16 protein-coding genes are annotated in these 14,374 nt (G+C 66.0%); 8 read left to right on the top strand and 8 right to left on the bottom strand.

Going from position 1 to position 14,374, the window contains the following annotated elements; genetic code table 11:
* Nucleotides 1-4 precede the first annotated feature (4 nt).
* The 7 genes from hscA to uvrB all read right to left on the bottom strand — a co-directional run bounded on the left by hscA (nt 5) and on the right by uvrB (nt 7,268).
* Nucleotides 5-1,849: a Fe-S protein assembly chaperone HscA gene (gene hscA, locus AC1DW3_RS19930; RefSeq protein WP_477934116.1), complete on the bottom strand. Its 1,845-nt coding sequence runs from the start codon at nt 1,847-1,849 to the stop codon at nt 5-7.
* A gap of 5 nt (nt 1,850-1,854) precedes the next feature.
* Nucleotides 1,855-2,373 (bottom strand): Fe-S protein assembly co-chaperone HscB, encoded by a 519-nt coding sequence (hscB, locus tag AC1DW3_RS19925; RefSeq protein ID WP_477934114.1) that lies wholly within the window; start codon nt 2,371-2,373, stop codon nt 1,855-1,857.
* Between the two features lie 59 nt (nt 2,374-2,432).
* Nucleotides 2,433-2,756, bottom strand: a complete 324-nt coding sequence (iscA, locus tag AC1DW3_RS19920) for an iron-sulfur cluster assembly protein IscA (RefSeq protein WP_057299626.1) — start codon at nt 2,754-2,756, stop codon at nt 2,433-2,435.
* A gap of 1 nt (nt 2,757) precedes the next feature.
* Entirely contained in the window at nt 2,758-3,144 is a 387-nt protein-coding gene (gene iscU / locus AC1DW3_RS19915) for a Fe-S cluster assembly scaffold IscU (RefSeq protein WP_477934112.1), read from the bottom strand.
* 21 nt (nt 3,145-3,165) lie between these two features.
* Nucleotides 3,166-4,386: an IscS subfamily cysteine desulfurase gene (locus AC1DW3_RS19910; protein ID WP_477934110.1), complete on the bottom strand. Its 1,221-nt coding sequence runs from the start codon at nt 4,384-4,386 to the stop codon at nt 3,166-3,168.
* A gap of 32 nt (nt 4,387-4,418) precedes the next feature.
* Nucleotides 4,419-4,952: a Fe-S cluster assembly transcriptional regulator IscR gene (iscR, locus tag AC1DW3_RS19905; protein ID WP_025563988.1), complete on the bottom strand. Its 534-nt coding sequence runs from the start codon at nt 4,950-4,952 to the stop codon at nt 4,419-4,421.
* A 189-nt stretch (nt 4,953-5,141) separates the two neighbouring features.
* Nucleotides 5,142-7,268, bottom strand: a complete 2,127-nt coding sequence (gene uvrB / locus AC1DW3_RS19900) for an excinuclease ABC subunit UvrB (RefSeq protein WP_477934108.1) — start codon at nt 7,266-7,268, stop codon at nt 5,142-5,144.
* 115 nt (nt 7,269-7,383) lie between these two features.
* Here uvrB and AC1DW3_RS19895 point away from each other — a divergent pair, with 115 nt between their 5' ends.
* The 8 genes from AC1DW3_RS19895 to AC1DW3_RS19860 all read left to right on the top strand — a co-directional run bounded on the left by AC1DW3_RS19895 (nt 7,384) and on the right by AC1DW3_RS19860 (nt 13,316).
* Nucleotides 7,384-8,571 (top strand): amino acid aminotransferase, encoded by a 1,188-nt coding sequence (locus tag AC1DW3_RS19895; protein ID WP_477934106.1) that lies wholly within the window; start codon nt 7,384-7,386, stop codon nt 8,569-8,571.
* A 122-nt stretch (nt 8,572-8,693) separates the two neighbouring features.
* The gene (locus tag AC1DW3_RS19890; RefSeq protein WP_477934104.1) at nt 8,694-10,016 is read left to right on the top strand and encodes a polyhydroxyalkanoate depolymerase; all 1,323 of its coding nucleotides are present in this window, start codon (nt 8,694-8,696) and stop codon (nt 10,014-10,016) included.
* Nucleotides 10,013-10,657, top strand: a complete 645-nt coding sequence (gene rsxB / locus AC1DW3_RS19885) for an electron transport complex subunit RsxB (protein ID WP_477934102.1) — start codon at nt 10,013-10,015, stop codon at nt 10,655-10,657. Before AC1DW3_RS19890 ends, rsxB begins: the two co-directional genes overlap by 4 nt.
* 10 nt (nt 10,658-10,667) lie before the next feature.
* Entirely contained in the window at nt 10,668-11,312 is a 645-nt protein-coding gene (gene nth / locus AC1DW3_RS19880; protein ID WP_477934100.1) for an endonuclease III, read from the top strand.
* A 13-nt stretch (nt 11,313-11,325) separates the two neighbouring features.
* Nucleotides 11,326-11,535, top strand: a complete 210-nt coding sequence (locus AC1DW3_RS19875; RefSeq protein ID WP_477934098.1) for a DUF904 domain-containing protein — start codon at nt 11,326-11,328, stop codon at nt 11,533-11,535.
* A complete protein-coding gene (locus AC1DW3_RS19870) occupies nt 11,532-11,819 on the top strand; it encodes a cell division protein ZapA (protein WP_477934096.1) in 288 nt (95 codons plus the stop codon). Before AC1DW3_RS19875 ends, AC1DW3_RS19870 begins: the two co-directional genes overlap by 4 nt.
* 229 nt (nt 11,820-12,048) lie before the next feature.
* A complete protein-coding gene (locus AC1DW3_RS19865) occupies nt 12,049-12,507 on the top strand; it encodes an EVE domain-containing protein (protein WP_477934094.1) in 459 nt (152 codons plus the stop codon).
* Nucleotides 12,504-13,316, top strand: a complete 813-nt coding sequence (locus tag AC1DW3_RS19860) for a sulfite exporter TauE/SafE family protein (RefSeq protein WP_477934092.1) — start codon at nt 12,504-12,506, stop codon at nt 13,314-13,316. The genes AC1DW3_RS19865 and AC1DW3_RS19860 overlap by 4 nt, the downstream gene beginning before the upstream one ends.
* On the opposite strand, the gene AC1DW3_RS19855 is transcribed toward AC1DW3_RS19860, so the two are convergent.
* On the bottom strand, nt 13,313-14,326 hold the full coding sequence (locus AC1DW3_RS19855; protein WP_477934090.1) for a GGDEF domain-containing protein: 1,014 nt from the start codon (nt 14,324-14,326) through the stop codon (nt 13,313-13,315). The genes AC1DW3_RS19860 and AC1DW3_RS19855 overlap by 4 nt on opposite strands.
* Nucleotides 14,327-14,374: the final 48 nt, after the last annotated feature.

Below are 14,374 nucleotides of genomic sequence, written 5' to 3'. Positions count from 1 at the left end.
GTTCTCAAATCTGGTTGACGGCACGGCCGGTCAGCGCGCGGGCGATGGAGCGGTTCATGCGCTCGGCGGCAAAGCCTTCGGTCGCCTCGGCCAGCGCCTTCACAGCAGCGTCGATGGCGTCGGCATCGCCGTCCATCTGGGCCAGGTCCTTCAACCGTGCCTGCAGGGCGTCGCGCTCCGCCGCCGGCAGCAGGTCGCCATCGGCGGCCAGCGCGCTGCGAGTCGCCAGGACCATGCGCTCGGCCTCGACCTTGGCTTCGCGCAGCTTGCGCGCCGCCATGTCGCCCTCGGCGCTGGCAAAACCGTCTTTCAGCATGTTGGCAATCTCGTCGTCGCCGAGGCCGTAGCTGGGCTTGACGGTGATGGCCGCCTGCACCCCCGAGGTCAACTCCTCGGCGGACACGCTGAGCAACCCGTCCGCGTCGACTTGGAAGCTGACACGGATGCGGGCCGCACCGGCCACCATGGGCGGGATGCCGCGCAGCTCGAAGCGCGCCAGCGAACGGCATTCGCTGACCAGCTCGCGCTCGCCCTGCACGACATGGATGGCCAGCGCGGTCTGGCCATCCTTGAAGGTCGTGAAGTCCTGGGCCTTGGCGACGGGGATGGTCGAGTTGCGCTCGATGACACGCTCGGCCAGGCCGCCCATGGTTTCGAGGCCGAGGGACAGCGGGATCACGTCGAGCAGCAGGATTTCGCCGTCGGCGGCATTGCCTGCCAGCTGGTTGGCCTGGATGGCGGCGCCCAGCGCGACGACCTCATCCGGGTTCAGGTTGGTCAGCACCTCGCGGCCGAACAGCTCGCTCACCGCGCCGCGAACGACGGGCATGCGCGTGGAGCCGCCAACCATGACCGTGCCCACCACGTCGACTGCCTTGACCTTGGCGTCGCGCAGCACGCGCTTCACGGACGACAGCGTCTTGGCGATCAGCGGCTGGACGAGCTCTTCGAATTGAGCGCGGGTGACGGCCACACGCAGCTCGCCGGCATCCAGCGCGGCCACCAGCTCGGTCGAGTCCGCGTCAGACAGGGCCTCCTTGGCGGCACGCGCCGCGACGAGGACAGCGCGCTTGTCATGGGCCGATTCCATGGCACGGCCCGCGAGCGCCCAGTCGGCCAGCACGCGATCGAAGTCGTCGCCCCCCAGGGCCGCATCGCCGCCCGTCGCGACAACCTCGAACACGCCGCGCGTCAGGCGCAGCAGCGAGATGTCAAAGGTGCCGCCGCCCAGGTCGTAGACCGCATACAGGCCTTCGCTGGCGTTGTCCAGGCCGTACGCAATCGCGGCGGCGGTGGGCTCGTTGATGAGGCGCAGCACCTTCAAACCGGCAAGTTCGGCGGCGTCCTTGGTGGCCTGGCGCTGGGCGTCGTCGAAATAGGCCGGCACCGTGATGACGGCGCCGAACAGGTCGTCGACAAAGCTGTCCTCGGCGCGAAAGCGCAGCGTGGCCAGGATCTCGGCGGACACCTCGACCGGGCTCTTCACGCCATCGCGCGTGCCGATGGCCAGCATGCCGGGACGGTCTTCGAACTGGTAGGGCAGCTGCTCACGGTTGGCCACGTCAGCCAGGCCACGGCCCATGAAGCGCTTGACCGAGACGATGGTGTTCTCGGGGTCGTCAGCCTGCGCGGCGAGTGCATCGGCGCCAATCTGGCGGCGACCTTCAGGCAAGTAGCGCACGGCGGACGGCAGGATCACCCTGCCCTGCTCATCGGGCAGGCATTCAGCCACGCCATGCCGGACGGCCGCGACGAGGGAGTGCGTCGTGCCGAGGTCGATGCCGACGGCGATGCGGCGCTGGTGCGGGTCGGGCGACGCGCCGGGTTCGGAGATCTGGAGAAGAGCCATGGTGTTCAGGCATCCAGCGCGGCGAGGCGCTGGTCGATATCGGCACGGAAGCGCTGGATGAACATCAGCGCGCGGACCTGGGATGCGGCAGCCGGCGCGTTGCCGGCTTCATCGAGCAGGCGCTGCACGGTGGCGAGCGCAGTGGTTTCGGCTTGCGCCGCGTCGTCGTCCAGCGCCTGGAGGGCGGCTTCGCCATCGGCGTCGTCAAGCGCCTCTCGCCATTCCATCTGCTGCATCAGGAAGGCCGCGGGCATCTGCGTGTTGTTCTCGGCTTGAACCGGCGCACCACGCAGCTCGCACAGATAAGCGGCGCGCCTGAGCGGGTCGCGCAGGCGCTGGTGGGCTTCGTTGACACGCATGGCCCACTGCATGGCCACGCGCTGGGCGGCGGCGCCTTCCGATGCGAAGCGGTCGGGGTGGACCTCGGCTTGCAGCGACTTCCAGCGCGCATCGATGTCGGCGCGCACCTGGGCTTGCCGTTCAGGCAGGCCAAAGAGCTGGAAGTCGTTGTCGGTGAGGCGCATGGCGGGTGGAAAAGCAAAAGGCGCGGTTCACACCGCGCCTGTCATGGAGTCAGCGAGTTTCAGACACGGAAGGACTCGCCGCAACCGCACTTGTCCTTCTCGCGCGGATTGCGGAACTTGAAGCCTTCGTTCAGGCCTTCGCGAACGAAGTCCAGCTCGGTGCCGTCGAGGTAGGGCAGGCTCTTGGGGTCGATGAGGATCTTGACCTCATGACCTTCGAAGACCACATCCTCGGGCGCCACGTCGTCGGCGTATTCGAGCTTGTAGGCCAGGCCCGAGCAGCCGGTCGTCTTCACGCCCAGCCGCACGCCCACGCCCTTGCCGCGCTTGGCGATGTAGCGCTTGACGTGGCGGGCCGCAGCTTCGGTCAGCGTGACGGACATGTCAGTTGGCGTGCTTGGCGCGGTAGTCGTCCACCGCGGCCTTGATGGCGTCTTCGGCCAGGATGGAGCAGTGAATCTTGACCGGTGGCAGGGCCAGCTCCTCGGCGATCTGCGTGTTCTTGATCGTCAGCGCCTGATCCAGCGTCTTGCCCTTGACCCATTCGGTCACGAGGGAGCTGGAGGCGATGGCCGAGCCGCAGCCATAGGTCTTGAACTTGGCGTCCTCGATGAGGCCGGTCGCCGGGTTGACCTTGATCTGCAACTTCATCACGTCGCCGCAGGCCGGTGCGCCGACCATGCCGGTGCCGATGTCGTCATCGCCGTTGTCGAACTTGCCGACGTTGCGGGGGTTCTCGTAGTGGTCAACGACCTTTTCGCTGTATGCCATGGTGTTCTCCTGTGTCGACGCTCAGTGGGCAGCCCACTGGATGGTCGAGATGTCGATGCCGTCCTTGTACATGTCCCAAAGCGGGGACAGTTCGCGCAGCTTGGCCACGCGGTCGGTCAGCACGCTGATCGCGTAGTCGATTTCTTCTTCGGTCGTGAAGCGGCCGATGGTCATGCGCAGCGAGCTGTGGGCCAGCTCGTCGCTGCGGCCCAGCGCGCGCAGCACATAGCTGGGCTCCAGGCTGGCCGAGGTGCAGGCCGAACCCGACGACACCGCCAGGCCCTTCACGCCCATGATCAGGGACTCACCCTCGACGTAATTGAACGAGATGTTCAGGTTGTGCGGCACACGGTGCTCGAGGTCACCGTTGATGAAGGTCTGCTCGATACCGGACAGGCCCTTGATCAGCTTGTTGTGCAGCGCGCGGATGCGTTCGTTCTCGGCACCCATCTCCTCGCGGGCGATGCGGAAGGCCTCGCCCATGCCGACGATCTGGTGCACGGGCAGTGTGCCGGAGCGCATGCCGCGCTCGTGGCCACCGCCGTGCATCTGCGCTTCCAGGCGGATGCGCGGCTTGCGGCGCACGTAGAGGGCGCCGATGCCCTTGGGACCATAGCTCTTGTGCGAGGCCAGGCTCATCAGGTCGATGGGCAGCTTGGCCATGTCGATCTCGACCTTGCCGGTGGCCTGGGCCGCATCGACGTGGAAGATGATGCCGCGCTCGCGGCACAGATTGCCCAGCGCGACGACGTCCTGGACGACACCGATCTCGTTGTTCACGAACATGACCGAAGCCAGGATGGTGTCGGCGCGCAGCGCGGCCTTGAAGGCTTCCAGGTCGACGAGGCCGTTCTCCAGCACATCGAGATAGGTCACGTCGAAGCCCTGGCGCTCCAGTTCACGCATGGCGTCGAGCACGGCCTTGTGCTCGGTCTTCACGGTGATCAGGTGCTTGCCGCGGGTCTTGTAGAACTGCGCGGCGCCCTTGAGTGCCAGGTTGTTGGACTCGGTGGCGCCGGACGTCCAGACGATCTCGCGCGGGTCGGCGCCGATCAGCTCGGCGACCTGCACACGCGCCTTCTCGACCGCCTCTTCCGCTTCCCAGCCCCAGGCGTGGCTGCGCGATGCCGGGTTGCCGAAATGCTCGCGCAACCAGGGAATCATCGCGTCCACCACGCGGGGATCGCACGGCGTCGTGGCGCCATAGTCGAGGTAGATCGGGAAGTGCGGGGTCATGTCCATGGAACGACTTCTTTTGAGTTCTTCTGAAAGACTTACTTGCTGAACGCGCCACCCAGGGCAAAGACCGAGTTCGGCGCCGTCACGCGGATGGGCTTGAGCACCGGCTGGCTGGAGATGGCCCGCTTGACCGGCGCCGCCTCGACCTCGAAGCCCTTGGCGAGTTGCTCGTCGGCGAGCTTGCGCAGCGAGACCGAGTCGAGGTACTCGATCATCTTGGCGTTCAGATTGGTCCAGAGTTCATGGGTGATGCAGCGACCGCTGTCCTCACCCATGCAGTTTTCCTTGCCGCCACAGCCGGTGGCGTCCAGCGCCTCGTCCACGGCGACGATGATGTCGGCAACGGTGATGTCCTCGGCCTTGCGACCGAGCGAGTAACCGCCGCCCGGGCCGCGGGTGCTTTCCACCAGCTCATGGCGGCGCAGCTTGCCGAACAGCTGCTCCAGGTAGGAGAGGGAAATCTGCTGGCGTTGGCTGATCGCCGCCAGCGCGACCGGACCCGTGTTCTCGCGCAGCGCCAAGTCCAACATCGCGGTGACTGCAAACCGGCCTTTGGTGGTGAGACGCATACGAAACTCCTTTGCGAGGTGCCTGAACACGATTTGTCCAGGTCAAATGATTGGGGGTTAACCCGGAATAACCGGGACAATAGCCGAGCAAATCATTTCCGATCATTTTACTCGACTAATCGAGCCTCTCCCAGGGTTACTCACTAGCCCCTAGGTTTGGACGGGTTTCTTTGCTGCGCCGCAGCAGCCTCAGCGCGCCCCCACCTTGCGAGCACTGTCCAGAGGCACGATGTTGTCGTGGACGCGGGCCCCGAAGGCCTGCTCGCGAAGTTGCCCCAGTTGATCCCGAATGCGGGCCGCCTGCTCGAACTCCAGGTTGCGAGCGTGCTCCAGCATCTGCTTTTCGAGCTGGGCAATACGTTTGGCCAGATCCTTCTCCGACAAGTCCTCGATCTTGGCCGCTGCCAGCAATTTCGCGTCGTCGCGGCCGGATTCGGCGGAGTACACCCCGTCGATGAGGTCCTTGATGCGCTTGGTCACGCTGCGCGGCGTGATGCCGTTTTCCTCGTTGAAAGCCACCTGCTTGGCGCGGCGACGTTCGGTCTCGCCGATGGCCTTGCGCATCGACTCGGTGATGCGGTCGCCGTAGAGGATGGCCTTGCCGTTCAGGTTGCGGGCTGCGCGGCCAATGGTCTGGATCAGGCTGCGCTCGGCGCGCAGAAAGCCTTCCTTGTCGGCATCCAGGATGGCGACCAGCGACACCTCGGGGATGTCCAGGCCTTCGCGCAGCAGGTTGATGCCCACCAGCACGTCAAAGGCGCCCAGGCGCAAGTCGCGCAGGATCTCGACCCGCTCCACCGTGTCCACGTCGGAGTGCAGATAGCGCACCTTGACGCCGTTGTCGCTGAGGTAGTCGGTCAATTGTTCGGCCATGCGCTTGGTCAGCGTCGTGATCAGCACCCGCTCATTAACCTCGACGCGCAGGCGGATCTCCTGCAGCACATCGTCCACCTGCTGGGTGGCCGGGCGAACCTCGACGATGGGGTCGACGAGGCCGGTCGGCCGCACCACCTGCTCGACCACCTGGCCAGCGTTGTCCTGCTCGTATTGGGCCGGCGTGGCCGACACGAACACGGCCTGGCGCATCTTGCGTTCGAACTCGGCGAACTTCAGCGGCCGGTTGTCCAGGGCCGACGGCAGGCGGAAGCCGTACTCCACCAGCGTCGTCTTGCGCGCCCGGTCGCCGTTGTACATGCCGCCGAACTGGCCGATCAGCACATGGCTCTCGTCCAGGAACATGATGGCGTCCTTGGGCAGGTAGTCCACCAGCGTCGGCGGTGGGTCGCCAGGCTGGGCGCCGGACAGGTGCCGGGTGTAGTTCTCGATGCCCTTGCAGTGCCCCACCTCCTGCAGCATCTCGAGGTCGAAGCGAGTGCGCTGCTCGACGCGCTGCGCCTCGACCAGCTTGCCCTCCTTGACGAAGAAGTCGACGCGCTCGCGCAGCTCCGCCTTGATCGCGTCCGTCGCCGCCAGCACGCGGTCCCGCGGCGTCACGTAGTGGCTGCTCGGGTAGACGGTGAAACGCGGGATCTTCTGGCGGATCTGGCCCGTCAACGGGTCGAACAGCGACAGCGCCTCGATCTCGTCATCGAACAGCTCGATGCGGATGGCCAGCTCGGAGTGCTCGGCCGGAAACACGTCGATGGTGTCGCCGCGCACGCGGAAATGCCCACGCACGAACTCCATCTCGTTGCGCGTGTACTGCATGCGGATCAGGTGGGCGATGACGTCACGCTGGCCCATCTTGTCGCCCACGCGCAGCGTCATCACCATCTGGTGGTAGTCGCTGGGGTTGCCGATACCGTAGATGGCCGACACCGAGGCCACGATGATCACGTCGCGCCGCTCCAGCAGGCTCTTGGTGCAGGACAGGCGCAACTGCTCGATGTGCTCGTTGATCGCGCTGTCCTTCTCGATGAAGAGGTCGCGCTGCGGCACATAGGCCTCGGGCTGGTAATAGTCGTAATAGCTGACGAAGTATTCGACCGCGTTGTTCGGAAAGAAGTCCCGGAACTCGCTGTAGAGCTGGGCGGCCAGCGTCTTGTTGGGCGCAAAGATGATGGCCGGGCGGCCCAGGCGGGCGATGACATTGGCCATCGTGAAGGTCTTGCCCGAGCCCGTCACGCCCAGCAGCGTCTGGTAGCTGAGGCCGTCGTTGATGCCCTCGATCAGCTGGGCAATGGCCGTGGGTTGATCCCCCGCCGGAGGGAAAGGCTGGAACAGTTGGAACGGCGAGCCTTCGAAGCTGACGAATTCGCCCTTGCGTTCCTCCGAGTCACTTTCGGAGCCGGGCATGGCGTTCAAGGCTTCTTGCATGGGGAATTCCCTGGGTTCACGGGCAAAATTGCTGCGCTGCGAAACCAAACAGGTTAGCGCAGACCCTGATTCTTCAAGCCTCCCCTCCTGCCAACGTCCTTTCAGGAATGCCGTCATGTCTTTGTTCGCCGATGTCGCCCTTGCCCCTCGTGATCCCATCCTCGGCCTGAACGAGCAGTTCAATGCCGACACCCGCCCGGGCAGGGTCAACCTCGGCGTCGGCGTCTATTACGACGAGAACGGCAAGCTCCCGCTGCTGAAATGCGTTCGCGAGGCCGAAGCCGCCATGGCCGCCGCCCCCAAGCCGCGCGGCTACCTGCCCATCGACGGCATCGCTGCCTATGACAAGGCCGTGCAGAAGTTGGTCTTCGGCGCTGAGCTGAAGAAGGTTGCCACCGTGCAGGCCATCGGCGGCACCGGCGCGCTGAAGATCGGTGCCGACTTCCTGAAGCAGCTCAACCCCGGCGCCAAGGTGCTGATCTCTGACCCGAGCTGGGAGAACCACCGCGCGCTGTTCACCCAGGCCGGCTTCACGGTCGAAACCTACCCCTATTACGACGCCACCAACAAGGGCGTGAACTTCGACGGCATGCTGGCCGCGCTGAATGCCGCGCCCGCCGGCACCGTCGTGGTGCTGCACGCCTGCTGCCACAACCCGACCGGCTATGACATCACCGCCGCCCAATGGGCCCAGGTCGTCACCGCCGTCAAGGCCAAGGGCCTGACGCCCTTCCTGGACATGGCCTACCAGGGCTTCGGTTTCGGCCTGAAGGAAGACGGCGAGGCCGTGCGCCAGTTCATGGCGGCCGGCGTGGGCTTCTTCGTGTCGACCAGTTTCTCCAAGAGCTTCTCGCTGTACGGCGAGCGCTGCGGTGCGCTGAGCGTCGTCTGCAGCAGCGACGAGGAAGCCGTGCGCGTGCTGTCGCAGCTGAAGATCATGATCCGCACCAACTATTCCAATCCGCCCACCCATGGTGCTCAGGTCGTCGCCCAGGTGCTGTCCGACGACAAGCTGCGCGGCCTGTGGGAGGAGGAACTGGCCGGCATGCGCGTGCGCATCAAGGCGATGCGCGGTGCACTGGTGGCGGCGCTGAAGGCTGCCGGTGTGACCCAGGACCTCTCCTTCGTCACCGAACAGCTGGGCATGTTCAGCTATTCGGGCCTCACCGCCGCCCAGATGCAGCGGCTGCGCGATGAGTTCGGTGTCTATGGCGTGGACTCGGGCCGCATCTGCGTCGCCGCACTGAACGAGGGCAATTTGCCCACTGTCGCCAGTGCGATGGCGGCCGTCATCAAGGGCTGAATGCACCTTTGAAGTGCGCAGGATTGGCGGTTTGACCGGCAATCGAATGTTGCAGCGCACAAGGCCGAAAGCGTTTTCTGGCACCATCGGGGCATCCCAGGCCCCCTAGTTCAAGGTTTGCCATGCTGTATCAGTTCTTCGAAACCCAGCGCGCGCTGATGAGTCCCTTCTCGGAATTCGCAGCCGCGTCGGCCAAGCTTTACAGCCATCCACTGTCGCCGTTTGCGCACACGCCGATGGCGCAGCGCCTGTCGGCCGGCCTGGACCTGATGCACCGTCTGGCCAAGGACTACGAGAAGCCCGAGTTCGACATCAAGTCGGTCGAGGTCGATGGTGTCGACGTGGCGGTGCAGGAGCTGGTGGCGCTGGAGAAGCCCTTCTGCCGCCTGCTGCGCTTCAAGCGCTACACGGACGATCTGAAGGTGCTGTCCAAGATGAAGGACCAGCCCACCGTCCTGGTCGTGGCGCCGCTGTCGGGCCACCACAGCACGCTGCTGCGCGAGACCGTCAAGCAGCTGCTGAAGGACCACAAGGTCTACATCACCGACTGGACCGACGCCCGCATGGTGCCGCTGGAAGTCGGCCCCTTCCATCTGGACGACTACATCGCCTATGTGCGTGAGTTCATCGGCCACGTCGGCGGTGCCGACTGCCATGTGATGTCCGTCTGCCAGCCCACCGTGCCCGTGCTGGCCGCCATCTCGCTGATGGCCAGCGCCGGCGAGCCCACGCCGCGCAGCATGACCATGATGGGCGGCCCCATCGACGCCCGCAAGAGCCCGACGGCCGTCAACAACCTGGCCATGAACCGCAGCTACAGCTGGTTCGAGAACAACGTCATCTACCGCGTGCCGACCAACTTTCCCGGCGCCGGCCGCGAGGTCTACCCCGGCTTCCTGCAGCACACCGGCTTCGTTGCGATGAACCCGGACCGCCACCTGTCCTCGCACTACGACTACTTCCTGGACCTGGTGCGCGGCGACGATGACAGCGCTGAAGCCCACCGCAAGTTCTACGACGAGTACAACGCCGTGCTGGACATGCCTGCCGAGTACTACCTCGACACCATCAAGACGGTGTTCCAGGACTTCGCGCTGGTCAACGGCACCTGGGAGGTCGACGGCCACTTCGTGCGCCCGCAGGACATCACGACCACGGCACTGTTCACCGTCGAAGGCGAGCTGGACGACATTTCCGGCGCCGGCCAGACCAAGGCGGCGCACGACATCTGCTCCGGCGTGCCCAAGGCCCACCAGTTCCACTACGACGCCATCGGCGCGGGTCACTACGGCATCTTCTCGGGCCGCCGCTGGCGCGAGAAGGTCTACCCCGAGGTGCGCGACTTCATCGCCAAGTACGAGGCTGCGCCGCTGAAGAAGACCGCCAAGGTCACCGTGGCCAAGACCGCAGCCAAGCCGGCCGCCAAGCGAACACGCAAGGCGTGAAGCTCGCCGAGCTGATCGACGCCGCACTGCCGCAGACCCAATGCACGCGCTGCGGCTACCCGGACTGCCGCCGCTACGCCGATGCCATTGCCGCGGGTGAGGCCGAGATCAACCAATGCCCGCCCGGCGGAGCCGAAGGCGTGGTCAGGCTTTCCGAAATCACCGGCCGCCCTGCCCTGGCCCTGAATCCCGCCAACGGCATCGAAGCCACGCGCGGCGTCGCCGTCATCGACGAAGCCTGGTGCATAGGCTGCACGCTGTGCATCAAGGTCTGCCCGGCGGATTGCATCGTCGGCGCCCCCAAGGCCATGCATGTCGTCGTCACCGCCCAGTGCACGGGCTGTGAGCTCTGCGTGCCGGCCTGCCCGGTGGACTGCATCTCCATGCCCGAGGTGACGGCCACGACGGGATGGGCGGCCTGGAGCCCGCCCCAGGCCAGCGAGGCCCGCGAGCGTTACGCCTTCCGCCAGTTCCGCCGCCATCGTGAGGCCGAAGAGAACGAAGCACGCCTGGCCGAGAAGGCTCAAGCCAAGCTGGCGGATCTCCCGGCAGCGTCGGCAATCACCGACCCTGCCCAACTCGACCGCAAGCGCGCCGCCATCGAAGCCGCCCTTGCCCGTGCGAGAGCTAAACGGACATGACAATCGCGGCATGAACGCTGCGCAAGTCAAACGCTTCTTCGCTACCCTGAAGGCCGCCAATCCGGCTCCGCAGACCGAGCTGGAGTTCTCCAGCGTCTTCGAACTGCTGACCGCCGTGCTGCTGTCCGCCCAGGCCACCGACGTCGGCGTCAACAAGGCGACAAAACGCCTCTTCGCCGTCGCCAACACGCCGGCCCGGATCCTGGCGCTGGGCACCGCAGGCCTGGAGAGCTACATCAAGACCATCGGCCTGTACCGCAGCAAGGCCAAGCATCTGCTGCAGACCTGCCAGAGGCTGATCGATCTGCATGGCGGCGAGGTGCCGCGCTCGCGCGCCGAACTGGAAGCCCTGCCCGGCGTCGGCCGCAAGACGGCCAATGTCGTGCTCAACGTCGCCTTCGGCGAGCCGACGATGGCCGTCGACACCCACATCTTCCGCGTCAGCAACCGCACGGGCCTGGCGCCCGGCAAGACGCCGCTGGCCGTCGAGCTCGGCCTGCTGGAACGCGTGCCGACGGACTATCTCGTCGACGCCCATCACTGGCTGATCCTGCACGGCCGCTACATCTGCCAGGCGCGCAAGCCGCTGTGCAATGTTTGCGCCGTCGTCAACGAATGTGACTACGGTCGGAACCTAAAATCCGCCGCTGCCTGAACCCTCACACGCCATGGCCCAACTCAGCGATCTCCTTGAACGCGTCGAACGCCTGCTGTTGCGCCACGACGAGTTGACCCGCACCAACACCCTGCTGCTCGAGCAGGTGGCGGCCCTGACTCAGGAGCGCGACAGCCTGCGCTCGCGCCTGAACGCGGCGCGCGCCCGCGTGGACGCGCTGCTGGAGCGCCTGCCCGTCGAGACGCCCAAGGAAGACGCATGAAGCAGATGGAAGTAACCATCATGGGCCAGAGCTATCTGCTCGGCTGCCCCGAAGGCGGCGAGGCCGCCCTGACCTCGGCCGTGGCCCAGGTGGATCGCGAGATGAGTGCCATCCGCGACGCCGGCAAGGTCAAGGCGCGCGAGCGCATCGCCGTGCTGGCGGCCTTGAACCTCGCTTATCAGCTCGCCGACACCTCGCGCGAAACGCCAATGTCAACGCCCGAGCTCGATGCCCTCGTCAAGCGCCTGGATGAAGCACTCGGACACGATGGGCAACTGCTCTGAGTCGTAGAATTCACCCCGTCCATCGCTTTCCCCGGGGCTTTATTTCCTTCATCCGATGCTCTATGAGCAAGGGCTTGGAAAATGCCGGACGGGCGTGATCGTCTCGCGTCAGATGAACCCGAAGTCCGGTTGACCTCGCCCACCTGATTACCCCTGGGTGTTCAGGATCTCGGCCCCCAGGATTGCGGTGGACACCTTCTTCCCAGCGGCTCGCCGTTAGCATCAGCGCATGAACTACTGGCTGATGAAGTCGGAGCCCGACGAGGCTTCCATCCTCGATCTGCAGCGCGCCGGCACCCTGCCCTGGACGGGTGTGCGCAACTACCAGGCGCGCAACTTCATGCGCGATGACATGCAGCTCGGCGATGGCGTGCTCTTCTATCACTCGTCCTGCCCCGAGCCCGGCATCGCCGGCCTCGCCGAAGTCAGCAGCGCGGCCTATCCCGACGCGACGCAGTTCGATGCCAGCAGCCACTACTACGACGCCAAGTCCAAGCCCGAAGCGCCGCGCTGGGTGCATGTCGACGTGCGCTGGCGCGAGACGACGCGGCTGCTGAGCCTGAAGGAAATGCGCGAGGCGCCCGAGCTCGCGACCATGCGGGTGCTGGAACGCGGCAGCCGCTTGTCGATCACGCCGGTCACGCCGGCCGAATGGCAGGCGGTGCTGAAGCGACTGCACGTCAAATGACGGTCACCCTCGTCGCGGAGCTGCTCGCTCTCGGGCTGGCGGCCGGCTTTCTCGCGGGCCTGCTCGGCATCGGCGGCGGCATGCTGATGGTGCCCATCCTGACCTTCATCCTGAGTGGGCGCGGCGTCGAGCCGAGCCTGGCGGTGAAGATGGCCATTGCCACGTCGATGGCCACCATCATGTTCACGTCGCTGTCCAGCGTGCGCGCCCACCACCAACGCGGCGCGGTGCGCTGGGATCTGGTCAAGGGCCTGGCGCCCGGCATCCTGATCGGTGGCCTGCTGGCGGGAGCAGGTCTGTTCGCCCTTCTCAAGGGCGCCTGGCTGGCCCTGCTCTTCGCGGCCTTCGTCAGTTTTTCGGGCTGGCAGATGCTGCGCAACAGGCGCCCGGCGCCCAGCCGCCAGATGCCCGGCACGGCGGGCCAGTTCGGCGCCGGCGCGGGCATCGGCCTGCTGTCGGGCATGGTGGGCGCCGGAGGCGGCTTTGTCAGCGTGCCCTTCATGGTCTGGTGCAATGTGCCGGTGCACCTCGCCGTCGCGACCAGCGCCGCGCTGGGCTTCCCGATCGCAGTCGCCAACACGCTGGGCTATGTCATCGGTGGCTGGGGGCTGACGCCGGCCTTGCCCGGCACGGTGGGCTATCTCTATCTGCCGGCGCTGGGGTTGATTGCCGCCACCAGCGTGACGATGGCGCCGCTGGGCGCCCGCGCGGCGCATGCGATGGACGTGGCCCAGCTGAAGAAGGTCTTCGCGATGCTGCTGTTCGCGCTCGCGGCCTACATGCTCTACAAAGGACTCAGCGAGATCTAGCCGAAGGCGATGGAAGCCAGCACGACCTGGTTGCCGCCACGGCGCTGGGCTTCATGCACAGCGGCTTCGCTGGCGGCCATCAGCTCGTCCTGGCGCGAAGCCGTGTGCGGGAAGCTGGACACGCCCATCGAGATGGACAAGCCCAGGTCCTGGCCGTTCAGCACGACGATCTGGGCCGCGCACTGCCGGCGCAGTTGCTCCATGCGGGCATGGGCCGTGGCCAGACCCACGCCGGACAGCAGCACGGCAAAGCGCTGCGGCCCGATGCGGCAGGCCGAGTCCATCGCCCGCGTGTTGGCGCGCAGCATGCGGCCAATGCCTTCCAGCAGGCGCTGCTGGGCATCGTCACCCAGGCCGGTGATGACCGATGAGGCGTCCAACGCGATGATGACGAGGGCGAACTCCCGGTGCTCGCGCGACGACAGGTCGATCTCGCGCAGCAACTGGTCGTCGAACTGGGCGCGCATATAGAGGCCCGAGACGTCGTCGCGGCCCGAGCCCTGCTGCAGCTCGCGGCGGATCTGCTCGATGGAGGACTGCTGCTGCTCGATCTGGGCCAGGGCGCGCTGCAGATGCGCTTCGCGGTGGCGCTCCTCGGTGCGTTCATGCCAGACCGAAAGCAGGAAATCCTGACTCAAGGCCAGGCGGGTCACGCTGAACTCGCGGCGGCGGTTGTTGATTTCCAGCTTGTGCTCGCTGACCACCGGATGGCGCTGGGCCATGACCGTCTGCTCGACGCGACGCAAGGCCGTCGTCTCGTCGGCCTTGAGCAGTTCGGCGTCCGTGTGGCCGACGACGGCTTCACGCTCGAACAGCTGCGCCAGGCCCGCCGTGGCGAACACATAGCGACCGGTGGACACCGCCTTGATGGCCGCTTGGCTGCCCAGCGGCTCGATCAGGGACACCAGGCCAACGAGCGTCTCGCCGCCCAACTCGCCGTGGTCCGCCAGCCAATGCGCCAGGCTGCCTGGTGGCGGCTGCATCGCGGTCTGGTCAGCGGTCATGTCCATGAAATCGTTTTGATGCGATCGCACATTCGCAACAAAAAGTAGCGAATG

This window comes from Roseateles sp. P2_H4 (genome assembly GCF_056403315.1).
This window is presented reverse-complemented; position numbering and strand designations above follow the sequence as displayed.